Origin of the sequence: Asticcacaulis sp. AC402 (genome assembly GCF_000495835.1) — a bacterium.
Classification (GTDB): Bacteria; Pseudomonadota; Alphaproteobacteria; order Caulobacterales; family Caulobacteraceae; genus Asticcacaulis.
In genome coordinates, this window is the sequence record NZ_AWGC01000024.1 from 72925 (window position 1) to 92089 (window position 19165).

At 59.3% G+C, this 19165-nt stretch carries 14 protein-coding genes; 5 read left to right on the forward strand and 9 right to left on the reverse strand.

Annotated elements, in window-relative coordinates; translation table 11 throughout:
- The first annotated feature begins 61 nt into the window (after positions 1-61).
- Positions 62-1543: a metalloprotease TldD gene (tldD, locus tag ABAC402_RS34345; RefSeq protein ID WP_023450387.1), complete on the forward strand. Its 1482-nt coding sequence runs from the start codon at positions 62-64 to the stop codon at positions 1541-1543.
- 656 nt (positions 1544-2199) lie between these two features.
- A complete protein-coding gene (locus ABAC402_RS34350; protein ID WP_023450388.1) occupies positions 2200-4236 on the forward strand; it encodes a TonB-dependent siderophore receptor in 2037 nt (678 codons plus the stop codon).
- A 50-nt stretch (positions 4237-4286) separates the two neighbouring features.
- On the opposite strand, the gene ABAC402_RS34355 is transcribed toward ABAC402_RS34350, so the two are convergent.
- The 5 genes from ABAC402_RS34355 to ABAC402_RS34375 form a co-directional block, all read right to left on the reverse strand.
- Complete coding sequence (locus tag ABAC402_RS34355; RefSeq protein WP_023450389.1) at positions 4287-6161, reverse strand: peptide MFS transporter; 1875 nt, start codon at positions 6159-6161, stop codon at positions 4287-4289.
- A gap of 149 nt (positions 6162-6310) precedes the next feature.
- Positions 6311-7666 carry a glutamate--cysteine ligase gene (locus ABAC402_RS34360; RefSeq protein WP_023450390.1) on the reverse strand — a complete coding sequence of 452 codons (1356 nt, stop codon included), beginning with the start codon at positions 7664-7666 and terminating at the stop codon, positions 6311-6313.
- An 80-nt stretch (positions 7667-7746) separates the two neighbouring features.
- Positions 7747-8493: a 16S rRNA (uracil(1498)-N(3))-methyltransferase gene (locus ABAC402_RS34365; RefSeq protein ID WP_023450391.1), complete on the reverse strand. Its 747-nt coding sequence runs from the start codon at positions 8491-8493 to the stop codon at positions 7747-7749.
- Between the two features lie 80 nt (positions 8494-8573).
- Positions 8574-9479: an alpha/beta hydrolase gene (locus ABAC402_RS34370; RefSeq protein ID WP_023450392.1), complete on the reverse strand. Its 906-nt coding sequence runs from the start codon at positions 9477-9479 to the stop codon at positions 8574-8576.
- Between the two features lie 77 nt (positions 9480-9556).
- Entirely contained in the window at positions 9557-11482 is a 1926-nt protein-coding gene (locus ABAC402_RS34375; RefSeq protein ID WP_031235796.1) for a M61 family metallopeptidase, read from the reverse strand.
- Positions 11483-11564: 82 nt separating this feature from the next.
- Between ABAC402_RS34375 and ABAC402_RS34380 the strand changes: the two genes are divergently transcribed.
- Entirely contained in the window at positions 11565-12425 is an 861-nt protein-coding gene (locus ABAC402_RS34380) for a hypothetical protein (protein WP_155847423.1), read from the forward strand.
- 296 nt (positions 12426-12721) lie between these two features.
- Here the strand turns inward: ABAC402_RS34380 and ABAC402_RS34385 are convergent, their stop codons facing one another.
- The 4 genes from ABAC402_RS34385 to ABAC402_RS34400 form a co-directional block, all read right to left on the reverse strand.
- Positions 12722-13615: a pirin family protein gene (locus tag ABAC402_RS34385; protein WP_023450395.1), complete on the reverse strand. Its 894-nt coding sequence runs from the start codon at positions 13613-13615 to the stop codon at positions 12722-12724.
- Positions 13612-14376, reverse strand: coding sequence for a hypothetical protein (locus ABAC402_RS34390; RefSeq protein ID WP_031235797.1), 765 nt, complete (start codon positions 14374-14376; stop codon positions 13612-13614). The genes ABAC402_RS34385 and ABAC402_RS34390 overlap by 4 nt, the downstream gene beginning before the upstream one ends.
- Before the next feature lie 361 nt (positions 14377-14737).
- Positions 14738-15106, reverse strand: coding sequence for a hypothetical protein (locus tag ABAC402_RS34395; protein WP_155847424.1), 369 nt, complete (start codon positions 15104-15106; stop codon positions 14738-14740).
- A 64-nt stretch (positions 15107-15170) separates the two neighbouring features.
- Complete coding sequence (locus ABAC402_RS34400; RefSeq protein ID WP_023450399.1) at positions 15171-16553, reverse strand: cation:proton antiporter; 1383 nt, start codon at positions 16551-16553, stop codon at positions 15171-15173.
- Between the two features lie 458 nt (positions 16554-17011).
- On the opposite strand from ABAC402_RS34400, the gene ABAC402_RS34405 reads away from it, so the two are divergent.
- Positions 17012-17260, forward strand: a complete 249-nt coding sequence (locus ABAC402_RS34405) for a type II toxin-antitoxin system Phd/YefM family antitoxin (RefSeq protein WP_023450400.1) — start codon at positions 17012-17014, stop codon at positions 17258-17260.
- 2 nt (positions 17261-17262) lie between these two features.
- The gene (locus ABAC402_RS34410; RefSeq protein WP_023450401.1) at positions 17263-17769 is read left to right on the forward strand and encodes a type II toxin-antitoxin system VapC family toxin; all 507 of its coding nucleotides are present in this window, start codon (positions 17263-17265) and stop codon (positions 17767-17769) included.
- The last annotated feature ends 1396 nt before the right edge of the window (positions 17770-19165 follow it).

The following is a 19165-nucleotide window of genomic DNA, read 5'->3' on the forward strand; positions in this document are numbered from 1 at the left end:
TTGTGTTTTGCCATGGCCATTCGACGCGAGCGTGCCTAAGTAAGCAGTCGTCGTTTTATTTATGAGCATCGATACCATGGCCCTTCCCTCACCCGCTGATTCTGCTGTTCCCGCATTCTGCGATCTTGGCGACGAGTTCGACATTCACGCGGCGCAGGCTATGCTGGAAAATGCGCTGAATGGTGCCGACGACGGCGAAATCTTTATCGAAAAGCGCGAGGGCGAATCCCTGCTCTTCGACGACGGCCGGCTGAAATCGTCGGCATACAATGCCGACCAGGGTTTTGGCTTCCGTGTCGTCGCCGGCGAGACCATCGGTTTCGCCAATAGCGCTGAACTGTCGCAGGCGGCCGTGACACGCGCCGCCGAGGCCGCCGTCCTGGCCAAGACGGGCAAACAGGTCAATGTCAAGCTTGATGCCTCGTATCTTGCCGCTGGCCATCCGGCGCGCTCCAACCGTTCCTATTACCAAGCCCACGACCCGATCGGCGAAATGGCGTTCGGCGACAAGATTGCCCTGCTCCAGGCCATGGACGCCTATGCCCGCAGCGCCCATGCCGGCGTCGTCCAGGTCTCGGCTTCTCTGGCCTGTGACCGTCGGGCCATTACCATCCTGCGCGGCGGCGGAGAAGTCTATCATGACTACCGGCCGCTGGTGCGCCTGAACGTCAGTGTCTCGGTCGAAAAGAACGGCCATCGCGAGACGGCATCGTCCGGCGGCGGCGGTCGCATTTCCTGGTTTGACATGACCTCGCCGGAAAAGTGGCAGGCTCAGGTCGACGAGGCCATTCGCCAGGCCCTGGTCAATCTCGATGCCGTACCGGCGCCGGCTGGCGAGATGGATATTGTGCTTGGGCCAGGCTGGCCCGGCGTCCTGTTGCACGAAGCGGTCGGCCATGGGCTGGAAGGTGACTTTAATCGCAAAGGCACCTCGGCCTTCTCGGGCAAGATGGGCAAACAGGTTGCCGCCAGAGGCGTGACCATCGTCGATGACGGCACGGTTCCGGATGCGCGAGGGTCGCTGAACATCGACGACGAAGGCACGCCGACTTCGTGCACGACCCTGATCGAGGATGGTATTCTGGTCGGATACATGCACGACCGGCTATCTGCGCGCCAGATGGGCGTCGCGGCCACCGGTAACGGCCGGCGCCAGTCCTATGGCCACCAGCCCCTGCCCCGCATGACCAACACGTTCATGCGCAACGGCGCCGACAAGCTAAGCGACATGATCGCCAATACGAAAAAAGGCTTATACGCCGTCAATTTCGGCGGCGGCCAGGTCGACATCACCAATGGCAAGTTCGTCTTCCAATGCACCGAGGCCTATCTGATCGAGGACGGAAAGGTTGGCGCGCCGGTCAAGGGTGCCACCTTGATTGGCGACGGTCCGGCGGCCATGAGCCAGGTCGACATGATCGGCGACGACTTCAAGTTCGATCCCGGCGTCGGCACCTGCGGCAAGGCGGGTCAGTCCCTGCCCGTCGGCATTGGTCAGCCGAGCCTGCGCATCAGGGGTTTGACGGTCGGCGGAACAAGTTAAGTTCGGCGGCCTATGGCACAATATGCCGGGCGTCTGGCAAGGGTACTTTGCGGCCATAAATTTCGCAAAACAGTGAGTTGCTTTTCGATGGGCGAAAACCTCTATCGGCTTTTGCGTGGGGAGATGCTGTGACGTTTACCAGAGCGGGATGAGTTTTTGTTTTGTCGCGCAGTTTTTCCGAAAACGGGAACGCCCGTGCGGTGGCGTCCACCTTATCGGATTACGCTCTGATCGCGGCCTGATAAGTCAGCCGGCGGCGTAGCCATTGTCTGCGGCAAAGTGCGTTGCAGTATGACGAAAATGGGCCTCTGTCGCCTGAGGTATAGGTCTCGGCCCTATTGCTGGTCCCCTTTGGCGATGACCGTCGCGGGGCTCAAAAGGGATGAACAGCCGTAAAATGGACTCTGCCTGCATGCATGAAGGCAACAACATTAAATCTGCGTAATGTTTGACCGCGAAAGATCTACGAAAAATGCCGTAGGCAGAATTGATATGGCGTTGATAAATTTGGACAAATTTGACCTGTCAACGCATACTGCGGGCAGATTTTCGTTGAAATTGTTACAGGCATTTAACTTGTAAGTCAGAACGGCGCGGTATTCCGTCGCGGCAAGGACGGCCGCGAAGGGTGCTGCGTCCAACGGGGTATTTAAATTATGCGTCTGTACGTCACCACCGCGCTGGCTATTGTCCTCATGACCGCGCCGGCGCTTGTTCAGGCGCAGGATACCCTGCCAGCTCAAGCGACTGTGGAGGAATCGGGCAGTCAGGTTGTGACCTTTCAAGCCGACTATTTCACCCAGTTTCAGGTCTCCACCGCCCTGGACATGGTGTTTCGCGTGCCGGGCTTTACCTTCAATTCCGGTGACCAGGTCCGCGGCTTTGCCGGCGCGGCCGGCAATGTCGTCATCGATGGTCAACGGCCGGCCAGCAAAAGCAATCTGGAAGAGACGCTGAACACCATTTCTTCTGCTCAGGTCGAGCGGATCGAACTGATCACTGGCGGCGCCCCCGGCGTTGACATGCAGGGCTATCGCCAGATCGTCAACATTGTGCGCAAACAAAGCGACAAGGCGACGATCAGTTTCGGCGGCAATGTCAAGTTCTTCCCCGGATCGTCGAAACCAGCCGGCTTTTTCAACTATTCGCGCAACACCGGTGGCATCCTGACCGAATTCTACATGGAATCGTTCGGCTTCAACGACAACGGGACCCACGACCAGAAGCGCTACATCTATCTCCCAAACTTCAGCGATCCGACGCCGGACCTGATGGTCATTGACCAGGTGGCTGGTGGTTCGGGTCATTCCGAGCGCTTTACCCATTCCCGCCCCCTTCTGGGCGGCAAGGTGACGCTGAACGGCAGTCTCAGTCCGATCGATTACGAATATGACGCGGTCTTTGTCAAGGATAGCTCAACGGCCAACGAGCACCTGGATCTGCAGGAAACCGAAGGTGAGTTGGGTTTGCAATTCGAGCGCAAGCTGACCAAGACCCTGTCGCTGGATGTCAATCTTCTGTACCGGTTCGACGACGAGACGCTGGATGATGTCTACACCGACGGACCTGATACCTCGCGCTATATATCCAAGGCCGAAGAGCGTGAAAACATCGTCAGCGCCAAGCTGACCTGGAGCCCCAAAGACAAGGTCACCTACAAGTTCGGCGCCGAGAGTGTCTTTAATGGCAGCGACGTGGCGTCGCGTTATACCGAGAACGACAGCGAGCAGAATGTACCGTTCGACAATGTGCTGGTCGAAGAAGATCGGGCGGAATACTACGTCATGCGCAACTGGCAGGTGAATCCGAAGCTAAGCCTGGAAACGGGACTGAAGGTCGAGACCTCGACAATTTCGGTGGCCCAGGACAACCGGTCGGAATCCTTCGTCTATCCCAAGCCGTCGCTGCAACTGGTGTGGTCGCCGCGTGATAAGGTCAAGGTCAGCTGGCGGTCGGAACGCGTCGTCGGCCAACTCGACTTCGGCGATTTCGCCTCGTCGGTGTCGCTGGATACATCAGTGGTCAAGGCCGGAAATCCCGCCATCGTACCGCAGAAGGAATGGGCCCATGCCCTGACCCTTGACTACAGTTTCTGGACCAAGGGCGCCGTGAGTGTGTCCCTGAAGCATGCGTCGCTCGAGGATACTCTGGATTTCGCGCCGATCGTGACCGTCGACGGGGTGTTCAATGCCCGTGGCAATATAGGGGACGGCACGCGCGACGAGGTCGGGGTCAATTTTACCCTGCCGCTGGACCGGTTCAAGTTCAAGGGCGGCGAGTTGAAAGTCGAGTATTCGAAGTTTTTTACCAGCGTAACAGATCCGATCACGGGCAAGTCGCGTGAGATTTCGGGGCTGAATCCGGACCGGTATTACATCGTGCTTAGCCAGAACATAACCAGCTGGCGCTCCAACTGGGGGCTGGAGATCAGCAGCCTGAACAACGCCACCCAGTATCACGCCACCGAACAGTACCAGTTCAAATCGGCGCCCTGGATCGCCTTTTGGGCTGAATACAGAACCAGGGACAACCTCACCTGGGCGGTGATTCTCCAGAACCCGCAAAGGCGCCGCGACAAGAGCACCCGGTCGGTGTGGGATGGCCTGCGTGAGCAAACCCCCATCGTGCGGCAGGAGTATAATGACGGGAAGTCGGAGCCGTTTGTGATCCTGCGGGTGAAGAAAGAGCTTTAGCCCCAACGGGGTGCGGGGCCAAAGAGAGCTTCTTGGGGCCCCGCAACCAATTAGGCTTTCGGCGTCTCTTCCACCGTCGTATCGTTGGCGCCGTGAGCCCACTTGCTGATCACGAACGACAGCAGGAACAAGAACACCCCGACCCCGATGCCCAGCCAGCCAATAAAATTGAACATCTCCATCGACGACATCAGCGCCGCCTGGTTGTCGAGCGTCTTACCCGCTACGGTCGGTGTTTTTGCCAGTTCGGCAAACACCGCAGCGACGTCCTGACCGATTGCCGAGCCAAGGAACCAGATCGCCATCATGGTTGCCACAATCGTCGGCGGCGCCAGCTTGGTCTGCTGCGACAGGCCCACCGGCGAGAGGGCCAACTCACCAATCGTATGGAACAGATAGGTCAGCATCAGGAACACAACCGGCATCTTCCACGCCGCATCCGCTGAACCCACACCCCAGACCAGGACCAGGAAACCAATACCCACATTTGCCAGACCGAAACTGAATTTTTTCAGCGGATCGGGGTCCTGACCGCGCTTGCCCAGGAAAGTGAACAGCCAGGCAAACGCCGGCGCCAGGATCAGAATAAAGCCGGCATTGAACGACTGCGTCTGGGACGGGGTCAGCCCCATATCAATCCAGATATGGTTGGGTGCCAGGGTGATGGCTGCCAGTTGCTGCGACGAAGCCAGCACGAAATTGCCGATGATGACCGGCGCACTCAGCAGTTCCAGATTGGTGTTACGCTCAGCAAACAGACTGAGCGACGAGCCCGCCTGCTCGAACAGCGAAAAGAACACCGCCGAAGCTGCCGACAGGATCATCGCCAGTCCCAGCCGATAACGCTCCGGTACGGAATAGCGCGTGAACATCTGCCAGAACACGTAAAGCAGGATCGCCACCGAACCCGCGTAAAGGGCGTATTTGACGATTTTGTTTTGCTGCACGAGCAGGAAAACAACAGGAATCAAAGCCAGGGCGATCAGATAGATCAGCCATTCACGGCTGACCGGTCCGACCTTTTGCTTCAATGCCTCGGGGGACGGTGCCTCCCCCTTGCCCATCAGCCACGGTTTGCCAAGCGTAAAGACAATCAGACCGGCCAGCATGCCGATACCGGCGAGCCCGAAGCCAGCCCACCAACCGACATTCTCACCGAGATAACCACACAGGATGGCTGCCCAGAAGGAGCCCAGATTTATGCCGTAATAATAGAACTGGAAGCCGGCATCCCGCCGCGGGTCCTTGTCGCGGTACAGTTGGCCAACAATGGACGAGATGTTGGGCTTCATGAAGCCCACCCCCAGGATAATCAGCGAAACGGCCAGATAGTAGGCCTGCTCAGCCCAGGGGGTCGGAACCCGGACACCCTTTTCAATCTGCGCCGCCGGCAATACCGCCGGAATCGGCGCATCAGCCGGCAGGCCGACAATCTCGTAGCCACCGTCCGCCAATCCGGTCCAGTCATAGTGCTGGCCATTGACATCGAGCTTGACAGTGCGGTTCTGACCCAAGCCCTCCGTCACGAATTCATAGGTTGCCCCCTGATAGGTTACTGTCGGAATATTGGGTTTGCCTTCGAAGGCCATGCCGAAATGGCCCAGCACCAGCAAGACAGCGCCGAAGGTGATCGCCTTGCGCGTCCCCAGCCAGCGGTCGGCGATCAGGCCACCCAACAGTGGCAAAAGATAAATCAGTACTGTGTAGGAACCGTACTGCTGAATAGCCCGCTCATCGGTAAACAAAAAATGGCGCACAAGATAATAGATCAGCAGCGCCCGCATGCCGTAGTAGGAAAACCGTTCCCACATCTCGGCAAAAAAACAGACGAACAGGCCCTTCGGATGGTTTCGCATCTGAAGAAGGACGGGAATGCAGGTCACGAGCGTGACCAGGATACCGGCGCAAATGACGATGTTGAACATGCACAAACTCGCAAAAGTAATTGGGCCACACGCTCAGGACCATGGCCTTTTTTGCGACATGATCAGGTATTTGTGGGTTTGGCAAGTGTCATCGTTTCATACGAGACTTAGGCCGAAAACAACCAATTCCATATTTCCAGACATTTGGATTAATAGGCCTCGTCGGCATAGAGGCGACGGATATCGCCCTGCCACACGCCGTGATATTTTTCGAGCAGACGGTCCGCCGGAGTGAGGCCCGAAGCCGCGATTTCGAACAACTCGCCGAGATAACCCGTCTCGTCAACCATCCCGCCTGACAGCCGGTTACGGTTGCGCAGACCGGCCTTGGCGATGTTCAACACATCCATGGCCCAATCCTTGACCGGCCGGCCGGCGATGTCACCCTTGAGGCCGGTCCGCGCCGCCATGGCGCGTAGTTTATTGTGGTCATCCGTCGTCCAGCCCTTGACGAGGTCCCATGCGGCATCAAGGGCAGTCTGGTCGTACAGCAGCCCGCCCCACAGCGCGGGAAGCGCACACAGGCGGCTCCACGGGCCGGCATCGGCACCGCGCATTTCGAGGTACTTCTTGAGGCGAACTTCAGGGAACAGGGTAGTCAGGTGATCAGCCCAGTCGTCCATGGTCGGACGGTGGCCGGGCCGGGCCGGCAGTTCGCCCTTCATGTAGGCTTTGAAGTCCTGACCGGAAGCGTCGATATAGTGCTCGCGTTTCACAAAATACATCGGCACGTCGAGGGCATATCGGGCATAGCGCTCATAACCAAAATCATCGTCGAACACGAAATCCAGCATGCCCGTGCGATCGTGATCGGTGTCCGTCCAGACATTGGCCCGCGCCGAGACGAAGCCATTGGGCTTGCCCTCGGTGAACGGTGAATTGGCGAACAACGCTGTGGCGATCGGCTGCAGCGCCAGGGAAACGCGGAACTTCTGCACCATGTCGGCTTCGGAGGCGTAGTCGAGATTAGCCTGGACCGTACAGGTCCGCAGCATCATGTCGAGGCCAAGATTGCCCACTTTGGGCATGTAGGCGCGCATAATAGCGTAGCGGCCCTTGGGCATGACCGGCGTCTGCTCTCGCGTCCACAGGGGCGAGAAACCGACCCCGACAAAACCAAGGCCCAGTTCATCGGCAACAACCTTGACCTCTTCCAGGTGCTGGCCCGTTTCCTCGCAGATATCATGCACAGTTTCCAGCGGTGCACCCGACAGTTCGAACTGGCCGCCGGGTTCCAGTGACACCGATGCACCGTTGCGACTAAGGGCGATCAGGGTTTCGCCCTCATAGACACCCTCCCAGCCGAAACGCATCATGCCTTTCAGCATGGCCTGAATGCCATCGGGATCTTGGTAGGCAGGGCGGCTGAGATCGGTCAGGCGAAAGGCGAACTTCTCGTGCTCGGCACCGATGCGCCAGCGCTCGCGCGGTTTCTCCCCGGCGGCAAAATAGCCTACCAGGTCGGAGAAGGTCTGCACGGGCTCAGCCTCATCGTTGTACGCCATGCCGCCTTACCCTCTATTGTTAGCGAAGTCGCCGCCTATATGGGCCGCTCGCCGCAGGCAGGCAAGAGAGGTTTGCTAAATTAGAGCCAGTCGCCCGCAGCCGCCTGGTAAAGGGTAAGCGCGCTGATCGCCGCGGTGTCGGCGCGCAGGATGCGCGGACCGAGATTGACCGGCACGCAGTTGCCCAATCCGCGCAGGACAGCGCGTTCGTCAGCGTCGAACCCTCCTTCCGGCCCGATAAGGATGACGGTGCGTTCTCCCTGCGCCAGGGCTTTGACCGCTTGCAGCATCGGCAGGGTCTGACGGCCGGTCTCATGAGTCGAGTTTTCATCGCCGAAAACAAGCCGGTCGAAACCCTGCTCGGCAAGAAAGCGCTCAAGCTTCAAGGGCGAATGGATGTCCGGCACGTCCAGGCGTTGGGTCTGCTCGGCGGATTCTCTGGCAATGGAAACAAGACGTTCAACGTTTGTATGACTTGCATTTGTTCGCCGCGTGGTCAGCAATTGCACAGACTGAACACCCAGTTCGGTGGCTTTTTCGATGATATACTCCAACGCCCCGCGTTTGATCAGGGCAATGGCCAGGACGGGTCCTTTCCGGGCGGTTTGCGGCTTGATCTGCTCCACGAGGTCGAGCCTGACCGACTTCTTGCCGGCGTCGCCAAGGCGCGCAGTCCATTCGCCATCGCGCCCGTTGAAGACAGCGATCTCATCGCCAGACGCCAACCGCATTACAGCCACGAGATAACGACCCTGGTCCGGATTCAGGATGAAGCTCAGCCCCTGGCTGAAGGGTGGCGTATCTTGCGCGATGTACAGTCGGATCATAGCCTAGTCATAGATTTCCTTGCGCCGTGGCTCAAGTTGATTTCCCGTTCAACCATTGAACGCCACGGGATTGACTGAAATCAATCTTGATCTGCCAGTCGGGCAGCTATGAAGGCATCGACCTTGGTCGTATATTCGCTGGCAAGGCCAAGGTCATGATTAATGTCCCTGTGGCTCAGGGGCAGCGGCAGAACCTCCGTTGCCTGCCCCTGCGCCGCCAGGCGGGTAGCGAAGGTCCGCGCCTGACCGCAGGGGTCGTCAAGACGCTTCGTTGAGCAGACCAAAAGCATCGGCACGGCGTCGGCTTTCAATTGCGCCGACGGCGATACGCGAGCCCAATAGGCCGGGTCGCTGCCGAAGGCATCGTCATAAAGCCTGGCATGGCGCCTCTGCATGACCGCGGCCACATCCAGAGCGGCCGAGTCGATGACCACTGTACCCTGCCAGGGGCGGCCGCCGGCCGAGACGACAGTCGCCGGATTGGCCGATGCCAAGGCGACCAGATGCGCCCCGGCGGAATGTCCCATGGCGATAACCTTGCCACCGTCACCTCCCCATCCGGCGGCCTGGCTTTGCACATAGGCCAGGGCCTGAGCGACGTCCTGCGCCTGCACGTCGACACCTGCCTGCGGCAGCATGCGGTAATTGACGCTGACAAAGATAAAGCCTTGAGGCAACCAGTGCTTCAGCTTGTTGCCGACCACGCCCGGACTGGTCTTGTCCCCCAAACGCCAGGCCCCGCCATGAACCATGACCAGAATGGGTGCGTCGCGTGGCGACGGCGGTGCGTAGACGTCGATCGTCTGGGCCGCATCCGCGCCATAGGCGAAGGTTCGAACAGTGGCACCAGGAAGGATTTTCGCCGGGTCGGCGGCCTCACCGACCGATTTTTCCTTCATGCGCTCAAGATAATGATCACGCAATGGCCCGGCTTGCGCGGAGGCAGACGCCAGGCCAAAAACAAGCAGTAGTAACACGTATTTCATCGAATGCCTCCAGGGTGACAAGGCGCGCTGGCGACGGCCAAACTATGGCGTCTCCGCCGCCTATGGGTTACAGAGGGTTACTTCTTCGCCGCCAGGATATCATCCAGCAAGGCCTTCTTGCCTTCGATGCGTTCAAGTTTCGGGTAACGCAGGCCTTCATGATAATCGACCTTGAAGGTGCGGTAGTTGTCGTCGACCTTGACCAGCAGTTCGATCGGATCGCTCCCTGTTTTTGCCGATGTAATAGCCGTCTTAAGGATATCGGCGTCGTAGACCTTGCCATTGACAGCGATCAGGGTGGCGTTGGGCGCCATGCCCGCCTTGAAGGCCGGGCTGTCCCACTGGACCGAACCTATGGTCGAATCCCTGGTGTTGATGACCAGGCCCAGCGAATAGGTGAGGTTGACGTTCTTGCGCAGGGCTTCGATCGCCTTGTAATAGGCTGTTGGCGTGTCGCTGTACACCAGCCTGTAACCGCCGCGAGTGATGCCATCGAGCGGCGCACCGGGACCTTCGGAATGCAGGCGCTCCTTGAGGAAGGTCGCCCAGTCGTAAGCATAGACGCTGTTGAGGCCCGTCACGATGTCGCCGAAGGTGTAGGTCACCGGGGTGCGCGAGCCCGGATTGACGCCGAAGAAGGCCTTGGCGAAGTCGTCCAGCGACTTTTTGCCGTTGGTCTTTTCACGGATCAGAGTGTCGGCGTCGAGCCAGATCAGGTAGCCCTCGGTATAGTATTCCTCGCTGCGCTGCCAGGCGCGCCAGGTCTGGGCGGCGCGCGCCGAGAGAGCCGGATCGTTGGTGGTGTCGGCCAGGTCGCGCCACTGGCGGCCAGGCAGGTTGTCGAGGCCGGCCGCCATGATAGCCAGGTATTCCAGTTCCTGATCCTTGCTGTACAGCCCCGAACGCGCCGCCAGGATATGACCCCAGTACTGGGTCTGGCCTTCATAGACCCATAGCAGGCTACCGCGCATTGGCACCTGATAGTTCGGAGTCCACATGTCGGCTGGACGGCGGAACTTGCCGTTCCATGAATGGACCAGTTCGTGGGTCAGGACGTCGCGGCCGACATACTCGTTCTTCCAGTCGGTCAGCCACTTGGGCTCCATGCCGATTTCGGTCGACTGATGGTGCTCGAGACCGATATCGCCCAACCAGTCGGTGGCCGAGATCAGGAAGTCGTAATGCTCATAGTGCGGCGGACCGAAGAGTTTGTAGGTCTGGTCCATCATCTTGCGATGAATGGCGATGATCTCGTCACTGGCCTCGACCTGAGCCGGCTTGTCGGCCATGACGTTCAGGCGGGCCGGCACCGGGCCGTCCGGATCGATATCATAGGTTTTGAAATAGCGGCCGGAATAGAGCGGTGAGTCGATGAAGGTTTCGTAGTCGGTCGTCTTGAACTGGACGGTATTGCCGGTCTTGACTGCCGTTTCCAGCGCCGTGGCATAGCCCCAGCCTTCGGGTAAGGTAATCGAGGCGGTGATCGGGATACGCGATGCGTAATAGCCGGCCGGGTACAGTGAGGCGAACTCCCACTGCTGGTTCAGCATATCATTTGTCAGCACCACGCGCGCCGTTGAAGCCACAGTCGGCGCCAGGTACTGGAAGGCGATGTTAAGCTCATCGGCGCCACCCGGCACCTCGACGTGGAAAGCGTTCATATCGACGGCGTCACGCTTCCATTTGACCGGCTGGCCGTTAGCCGTGATGACCAGACCGGCAATACGCTGGATATTGCCGTTGGCGGGATGGTGCTTGCCGGGCAGCCATTTCGGCAGCATCAGCACCAATGGGCCCGGTTTCGCCGGCACGGTCTGCTGGATCTTGATGACCCGCTGGTTGAGGTCGGTAGCATCGACGGCGACCGTCATGGTGCCTTCGTAGGCAACGTCCCTGGGCTGGGCGATTGGCGGAGTCGGCGGGGCCGCGACCTGTGCCATCGCACCCGGCGTCACCATTCCAAGGCTCAGCGCCATCACGCTGACCAATCCGACCATTTTCATCGACATTTTCGCATTTCCTTCACGAAACCGCGCGCAACCCAAGCGCAGATCGTTGCGCTTGTAAAGATCGCGTGGATTAACGATGCGTAATGATGCGACGGGCTTGCCCAGGCGTCCGGCGCGATGGCATAGCTTGGGCATGTGGCCCTTCAAACGACAACCTGTCCTGGAAGACGACGTCGCCCGCTGGCATGTCGACAATATGGTCTGGCTGCTGCGTAACCTGGCCTATACGCCGATGTTCCGCGAAACCCGTCTTGTCCTGCCGGCGCCCGGCTATTTCGATACCGACGGCGCGGCAGGCCACGCCAGGGCTGAAGCCATCTTCGCCAAGGTAAAGGCCTATGCCGGGATGGCCGACTGGCCGGTGCAACTGGTCAGTGACGTCGGGACCTATGAATACCAGCGCGGAGATCTGATCCAGGCTGCGGCGCGGCCGACACCTTTGGGTCTGTTCATGCGCGACCACGATGAGGTCGTGCGGATCGCCTATGCCCCGGCCCTGCTCAACAAACCGGTCAATCTGATCGCCACGCTTGCCCACGAACTGGCGCATTACGTTGTGACGTCAATCGAGGACACCCTGCCCTGCCTGCCGGAAGAAGAGGAGTTCCTGACGGATCAAACGGCCTGCTTCCTGGGGTTCGGCGTATTTTTGGCCAACAGCGCCTTCGAATTCGATCAATGGCGCAACGACGGGACCGGTACCCAGGGGTGGAGCACCCAGCGCAACGGCTATCTGGGCGAAATCGATCTGATATTCGACCTGGCCCTGTTCCTGACCGCCAAGGGTGAGCCGGCCGATGCCGCCTTGCCCTGTCTGAAGCCGCATCTGGCCGATCTGCTAAAAAAGGCCATGAAGGATGCCGAAGCGTATCGCGGCGAACTCAGCGCGGCGATGGGGAATGCCTACAGCTATTCAGATGCCTGTCGCGCCGACTGATCCGGTTGAGGCAAGGGTCATCGAGTTGTTTCTTCGCGCCTTCGCGTGAACAAGTGAGAATCCCACGCGAAGGCACTAATACCAAGTCTCATAAAGAATGACGCTTGGTATTCGCATTTTTTCAGCTCAAGCGCCGGACTAGGCGCCCCCCATGGCTCCTCGCAAAAGCTCGGGCGCCCCAGAAACGTACACTGGCGCGCTTGCCAACCCACAATGAGTCAAGATTTTCGCGGGTTGGTATAAGACGCGAAGGAGCTTGCCAACCTAAGGCTGCGCATGATCGGAGGTTCCTGGTGTCACTCCGGCAGTGGAATATACTCCTGGTCGTCGCCGGGCACCTGGGGGAAGGTCTGGGCCTTCCAGTCGGCCTTGGCCTGTTCGATGCGCTCCGGCCGCGACGATACGAAGTTCCAATAGATGTGGCGTTCGGTCAGGGCCTCGCCGCCGATGATGACGAAATGGACCGGGCCATTGGGCGCCACCAGCCTGACCATGGCGCCTGGCGTCAGAACCGCCATGTCGTGCGCCTTCACCACCAGGCCATCGATACCCAGTTGACCGTCACAGACATAAACGGCACGCTCCCACGCCGCCATTGGTACCTGGAGCACGGCGCCGACCTTCAGCCTGGCTTCGACATAAAGGGTCTGGGCATAGGTCTTGACCGGTGAGCGCAGGCCGAAGGCTTCGCCCATCATGACACGCACGGAAACCTGGCCGTCGTCGAAGGACGGAATGTCGGCTGCGCCATAATGAAAGAAGGCCGGATCGGTCTCTTCATCGGCTTCGGGCAGAGCCAGCCATAGCTGCAGGCCATCGAGGTGGCGGGTCTGGGTTCTGGCCTCGTCTTCCTCGCGTTCGGAATGGACGATGCCTTTGCCGGCGACCATAAGGTTGATGTCACCCGGCGAGATGACCGAACGCGTGCCCAGGCTGTCGCGGTGCAGGATTTGGCCCTTGAACAGATAGGTGACAGTGGCCAGGTTGATGTGGGGGTGCGGCCGGACATTGATGCCCGGACCCGGGGCGAAATCGGCCGGCCCCATATGGTCGAAAAATATCCACGGCCCGACCATCCGCTGCCTCGCATAGGGCAGTACCCGGCGGACCGTAAAGCCGCCGAGGTCCTTTTCGCGCCCCGGGATGAGCATACTGACGGTATCGGGCAGGGAACTATCGGTGTCGGTCACGCTCTGCGCCTCTTCTTGCGGTACGTCTTCTTGCCCTTTCGGACGGGTTTGGCCTTGGGCTCCGGATCGGGTATCGGCGCCATGCTGCCCGGATTTACCGGCGCGACCGCGGCGCTCATATCCGGCACGGTTATGCCGGGGATTTCAACCAGCGGGGTCTGGGAGGGCTGGCCCCTCGCAAGCAGTTCGACCTGTGTCTGCAACGGCAGTTCGCGGCCCCCGACCTTGTCACGCAGCAGGGCCCTGATGGTGTAGACGCCCGGAACGTCCTTGTCTTCGAACTGCATCAGGACGACCTTGTTGCGGTTGTCATAGACGCCCCTGGCCCTGCCAAGCTTGCCCTTGACGCCCGCCACGGCCTTGTATTCGTCGCCGTAGAGGCGACCGTCTGGCGCGGTGATCGACAGGTCGTAGGTGACGTCGACATTGTTGTCCCAGTCGGTCTCGACACCGACAAAGACCAATTTGATGGCCAGGACAGCGCCGGGTTCGGCGCGGGACACGCGGTTGAGGTGACGCCCGGCGCCGGCTGGCTTGTTGAACTCGTCGACCTCGCGCTGCGGAATGACGATCAGCATGCCCGACAAGGGGCCGTTCTGTTCCGGGAAGCCGTTCGACGGATTGTATTCGGTCGTCGAGGTCGTGTTGGGCAGTAGTATGGTCGGCTTGCCGACTTCGGGCACAGGCGCCTGATTGGCCGCCAAGCCCGATCCGGCCGCCAGCCACATTCCCAGCACCAAAGAAAAACCGCGACCTGTCATTTCCAGCCTCGAAGAAAGCGAAAACAGGTTATGTCACGGCGCCGGTATGGCTTCAAGCCACACAGCCTGACAGTTGCGCCTATCTATTTGCCCGTTTCAGCGGCCACAGGCGCCCGACACCAGGGCGCATCCCAAAAAGTGTGATGCACTTTATCGGATTGCGCACCTAGCGCAGGCGAAAGACATGAGGCGCGAACAGCCGGTCATGACTTTACAGCTTGTAGGTGACGGCTATCCAGGTCTTGGCGTGCGACACCGGGGCGGTGGGGTTCTTGCGCGCGAAGTCGGCATGTTTCAGCATCAGGCTGGTCTTCGGTGTCAGGGCGACGGTGGCGACGGCGTCCCACTCCGTGCCAATCTTCTAGTCCAGGCGGGTCGAAGCGGTCGGCGCCCAGGCGATCTGGGCGCGGTTCAGCTCGGTGACCTCAGGATCCGGCACGCCGGGATACTGGGTGTGGCCATTGAGCTGCGAGTTGTAGTTGTCGACGATGGCTGTGGTTTTTTCGAGCTCGACGACGAAGGTCAGGTTTTTGACCGGGCCCGCCTGGAAGCCGACCCGGTTGCGCCAGGTGACGGCATTAGCCGCTGCGGCAAAGCCCTGCTGGTCGACATTTTCCGTCCGCAGGTTGCTTTCCCAGAGGGGTTTGAAGGTATCGCTGGCCTGGGCCGACCCGGCCATGGCGCAGCCAAGAGCGAGCACAGCGGTACCCGTCAGGAGATCGGTTCTCATGAATAGACCCCGGAAAAACTGCGGCGTCATCGGGTGATAACGCCGCCAGGGAGGAAGGGTTTTGTCAGGAGCGGGTGTTGTCGGGCACGGCGCCCAGTTCGCCGCTTTCGCGGGCCTTCTTGCCGTAAACCGCTTCGAACACCGGCGAAGCCATGACCGTGGTGACAATGGCCATCAGGACCAGTATGGCAAACAAGGGCAGGCCGATAATGCCCTTTTGCAGGCCGATATTGATGATGATCAGTTCCATCAGGCCGCGGGCGTTCATCAGAGCGCCGATGCCCAGAGCCGTGCGATTGTCTTCACCGGTAAGGCGGGCCGCCAGATAGCAGGCGCCGAATTTGGCGAGGACCGAGACGGCCAGAATAACCAGGGCTATCAGCAGCATCTCGAGCGAGTTGACCATATCCAGGCGCGTGTTCAGGCCCGAGTAGGTGAAGAACATCGGCAGAAGGACGATGACGGCAAACGGCTCGACTTTCTTCTTCAGTTCTTCGACGAACTTGCCGCGCGGCATGGCCGTGCCCAGGATGAAGCCGCCGAAAATGGCGTGGATGCCGACGGCGTCCATGAAGAAGGCCGACAGGAAGAAGAGAATCATGACGACGGCCATGACGGTGTAGGACATTTCGCCCTTTTCCTCGACCATTCGACCCAACGGGGCGAGAAGCCTGCGGCCGAAAAAGATCACGAACAGGGCGAACGAGACACCGCCAACAATGGCCAGGACTGCCACACCGGGTCCGCCGCCAAACGTCGCCAGGACGACGGCCAGAACGCACCACGACACGGCGTCGTCGAAGGCGCCGGCGGTCAAGGACAGGGTGCCCAGGGACGAATTTGCCAGGCCGCGTTCGTTGATGATCCGCGCCAGCATCGGGAAGGCGGTCAGGGCGATACAGGCCCCCATGAACAGAGTGGCGTTGAACTGCGAGATGCCGTCGGCGAACAGGCCGGGCACGGTCAGCAACCACGGCGTGATCAACACGGCCAGAAGGAAGGGCGCGCTGATGCCGGCGAAGGACACAGCCATGGCGCTCTTGCCCTTCTTGGCGAAGTGGTCAACGCGGAAAGAGGTGCCGACCATGAACATGTACAGGCCGACGCCGAACTGGGCGCCGGTATAGAGTACGTTCTTCATTTCTTTCGGGAAGACGGCGGCCTGGAATTCGGGCAGGAACAGGCCGAACAGGGATGGCCCGAGGATAACGCCGGCGATCATTTCGCCTACGACCTGCGGCTGATGCAGGATTTTCTGGCCCAGCCAGCCGACAACCCGGCACGCGATGATGATGATCGCCAGTTGCAGGAAGAAGTGGACGGAAAAGTCGTTAGGCGTGTAGGCTCTGGTGCCATCAGCGCCGACCGCACCATGCGGCGACAGGATGTTCGCAATCTCGTGGACCGTGCTCTGCCAAATTTCCGCATGCGTGAAATCTAAAATCATGGATGTTTCCCCGGGAATTTTATTCTCTGTTGCCGTAAACCGGCTGGAGCCTAAAATCGCCGTTTTGGTTGCGGCGTCAAACGGAAAGTCGAAAACCTAAAGGGTTTGTTTTGTTGAGGAAATTAACGTGACAAATCCATCACAACGTAGAAACATCACTACATTTTAGGATTCTTGATTGTAACCGTGCCACTACACTCTAGGCACGGCAAAGCTTAGCCCCGACGCTCGGACGCCGGGGCCATAGGGAATAGGGAGTACACGCAGGTGAAGGGTATGAAAGGCGACCCGGGAGGCTGGGGTCGGGTCGCCCTTAGCTTCTGACGTCCCACATCCTCCGGCAAGGTCGAGGGGAAAATTCAGAGGGCTGAGTTCTCCAGACCGTTGGTATAACAAGCAAAAATCGATTTTCCAACCCACTAAAACGTAGTAATGTACCTACATAAGAAAGGTGCCTCATGACGACCCTTACCAGCCGCGAGTTCAACCAGGACGTTGGCCGTGCCAAAAGAGAAGCCCGCCTTGAGCCGGTCTTTATCACCGACCGGGGCAGGCCTTCGCATGTGCTGCTCAGTTTCGAGGCCTTTCGCCAGATCACCGGTCAAACCGAAAGCCTGGTCGATCTGTTGGCCATGGCGGAAAGCCCGGCTGCCGAGGCTGAATTCGAATCGCGCAGCCGTTGGGAAACCCGCGAGGAAAGGTTCTGATCATGTATCTGCTGGACACGCCGGTGATTACCGAACTGCGTCAGGCCCGCACCGGTAAGGCCGATCCGGGCGTGGTCACCTGGGCCGGCGGGGTGGCACGGCAGAACATGTATATCTCGGCCATCTCGCTGCTGGAACTGGAGACCGGTGTCGCCCAGGCCGAGCGCAAGGACCGGCCTTTGGGTGAGGCCTTGCGCACCTGGCTGGACGACCAGGTGATGACGGCCTTCGATGGCCGGGTGCTGGCCCTGGACGCGGCGGTGGTCCGAAAGCGCGCTGCCCTGCCCTATGCTGACGGCAAGGGTGACCGCGATGCATTGATTGCGGCGACGGCCCTGGTCCACGGCCTGACAGTGATCACCCGTCATGTCAGCAATTTCCGCACCGGCCGGGTCAAGGTGTTCAGTCCCTGGGGCTACGCTCCCGACGGCGAGGCCGCAGCCGACTGGCAGGAGGTGAGTAGCGGCACCGGGCCAGCCTGGCTGAAGAACCTGTTCCTGCGGTTTTGAGTCTGCGCAGCTTTGAAGGTCGATAGCGCGAACTGAGCTGCAGTGATTTAACGAGCAAATTCTTGCAACTGATATCCAGCCTGGACTGCTGAGCGCGTCATGGAATGTGCGCCAGCTGGAGGTTCGGACGTAAACTTCGCGTCTTCTCGACTTTCCGAGAAACATTTTTCTGGCCGTGCGTGTTACCCCCTGGACCTGCGTCAGGGCCCCGAACCCCTTACCTGGAAGAAAGATGTTTCACGCGAAGACGCAAAGACGCGAATCCCATCGTCTCCTTCCGGTCATGGTATCGGCCACACTATGAGCCGAACAAAAAACCCTGTGCATCTAACATTTGCGGACGTTGCCGTTTAAAAAAGAACACGCTGAGGGGTAGGACAACGCAGACGTGGCCGAGAGGCTGAAGGCACGCGTTTGCTAAATGAGCATACCCCTAAAAGGGTACCCTGGGTTTGAAACGAGCAAGTTGCAAAGCAACTTGCGAGTTCGGCGAAGCGTAGCGGAGCCAATCCCATCGTCTCCTTGCGGTCATGGTGGCGGCCACATTATGAGCCGAACAAAAAACCCTGCGCATCTAACATGTGCGGACGTTGCCGTTTAAAAAAGAACACGCTGAGGGGTAGGATAACGCAGACGTGGCCGAGAGGCTGAAGGCACGCGTTTGCTAAATGAGCATACCCCTAAAAGGGTACCCTGGGTTCGAAACGAGCAAGTTGCAAAGCAACTTGCGAGTTCGGCGAAGCGTAGCGGAGCCAATCCCATCGTCTCCTTACGGTCATGGTGGCGGCCACATTATGAGCCGATCAAAAAACCCTGTGCACCTAATACCTATCAACGAAAAGATTGACACATCGACAGTAGGTAGACCCCACCGCCTCGACGCGCTTCGCCCTTAGGGCTCGCTTGCTCGGCACCTCCCCATTTGAAATGGGGAGGAGAAGAAACCATTGAACATATTCTTTTTCTCCTCCCCATCCCTTCGATGGGGAGCGGGGTGGCCCGTGCCATGGCGAGCAAGCGGAGATCGAAGATCGTAGCGCGTCGAGACGGAGGGGTCTCCTTGCGGAAAGAATGTCAAAGTCAAAGTGGGTTGGTATAACATGTGCGGACGTTGCCTTTTAAACAAGAACTCGCTAAGGGGTTGGACAACGCAGACGTGGCCGAGAGGCTGAAGGCACGCGTTTGCTAAATGAGCGTACCCCTAAAAGGGCACCCTGGGTTCGAAACGAGCAAGTTGCAACGCAACTTGCGAGTTCGGCGAAGCGTAGCGGAGCCAATCCCACCGTCTCCTTGCGGTCATGGTCGCTGCCACTCCAACTTCCGAACAAAAAACCCTGTGCATCTAACATTTGCGGACGTTGCCTTTTAAAAAAGAACACGCTAAGGGGTTGGACAA

Coding starts and splice junctions, on each gene's coding strand:
- ABAC402_RS34395 (WP_155847424.1), bottom strand. CDS start 15,106: ATGAGAACCGATCTCCTGACGGGTACCGCTGTGCTCGCTCTTGGCTGC.
- ABAC402_RS34375 (WP_031235796.1), bottom strand. CDS start 11,482: ATGAAAATGGTCGGATTGGTCAGCGTGATGGCGCTGAGCCTTGGAATG.
- ABAC402_RS34380 (WP_155847423.1), top strand. CDS start 11,565: ATGCGTAATGATGCGACGGGCTTGCCCAGGCGTCCGGCGCGATGGCAT.
- ABAC402_RS34400 (WP_023450399.1), bottom strand. CDS start 16,553: ATGATTTTAGATTTCACGCATGCGGAAATTTGGCAGAGCACGGTCCAC.
- ABAC402_RS34390 (WP_031235797.1), bottom strand. CDS start 14,376: ATGACAGGTCGCGGTTTTTCTTTGGTGCTGGGAATGTGGCTGGCGGCC.
- ABAC402_RS34365 (WP_023450391.1), bottom strand. CDS start 8,493: ATGATCCGACTGTACATCGCGCAAGATACGCCACCCTTCAGCCAGGGG.
- ABAC402_RS34360 (WP_023450390.1), bottom strand. CDS start 7,666: ATGGCGTACAACGATGAGGCTGAGCCCGTGCAGACCTTCTCCGACCTG.
- ABAC402_RS34405 (WP_023450400.1), top strand. CDS start 17,012: ATGACGACCCTTACCAGCCGCGAGTTCAACCAGGACGTTGGCCGTGCC.
- tldD (WP_023450387.1), top strand. CDS start 62: ATGAGCATCGATACCATGGCCCTTCCCTCACCCGCTGATTCTGCTGTT.
- ABAC402_RS34410 (WP_023450401.1), top strand. CDS start 17,263: ATGTATCTGCTGGACACGCCGGTGATTACCGAACTGCGTCAGGCCCGC.
- ABAC402_RS34350 (WP_023450388.1), top strand. CDS start 2,200: ATGCGTCTGTACGTCACCACCGCGCTGGCTATTGTCCTCATGACCGCG.
- ABAC402_RS34355 (WP_023450389.1), bottom strand. CDS start 6,161: ATGTTCAACATCGTCATTTGCGCCGGTATCCTGGTCACGCTCGTGACC.
- ABAC402_RS34370 (WP_023450392.1), bottom strand. CDS start 9,479: ATGAAATACGTGTTACTACTGCTTGTTTTTGGCCTGGCGTCTGCCTCC.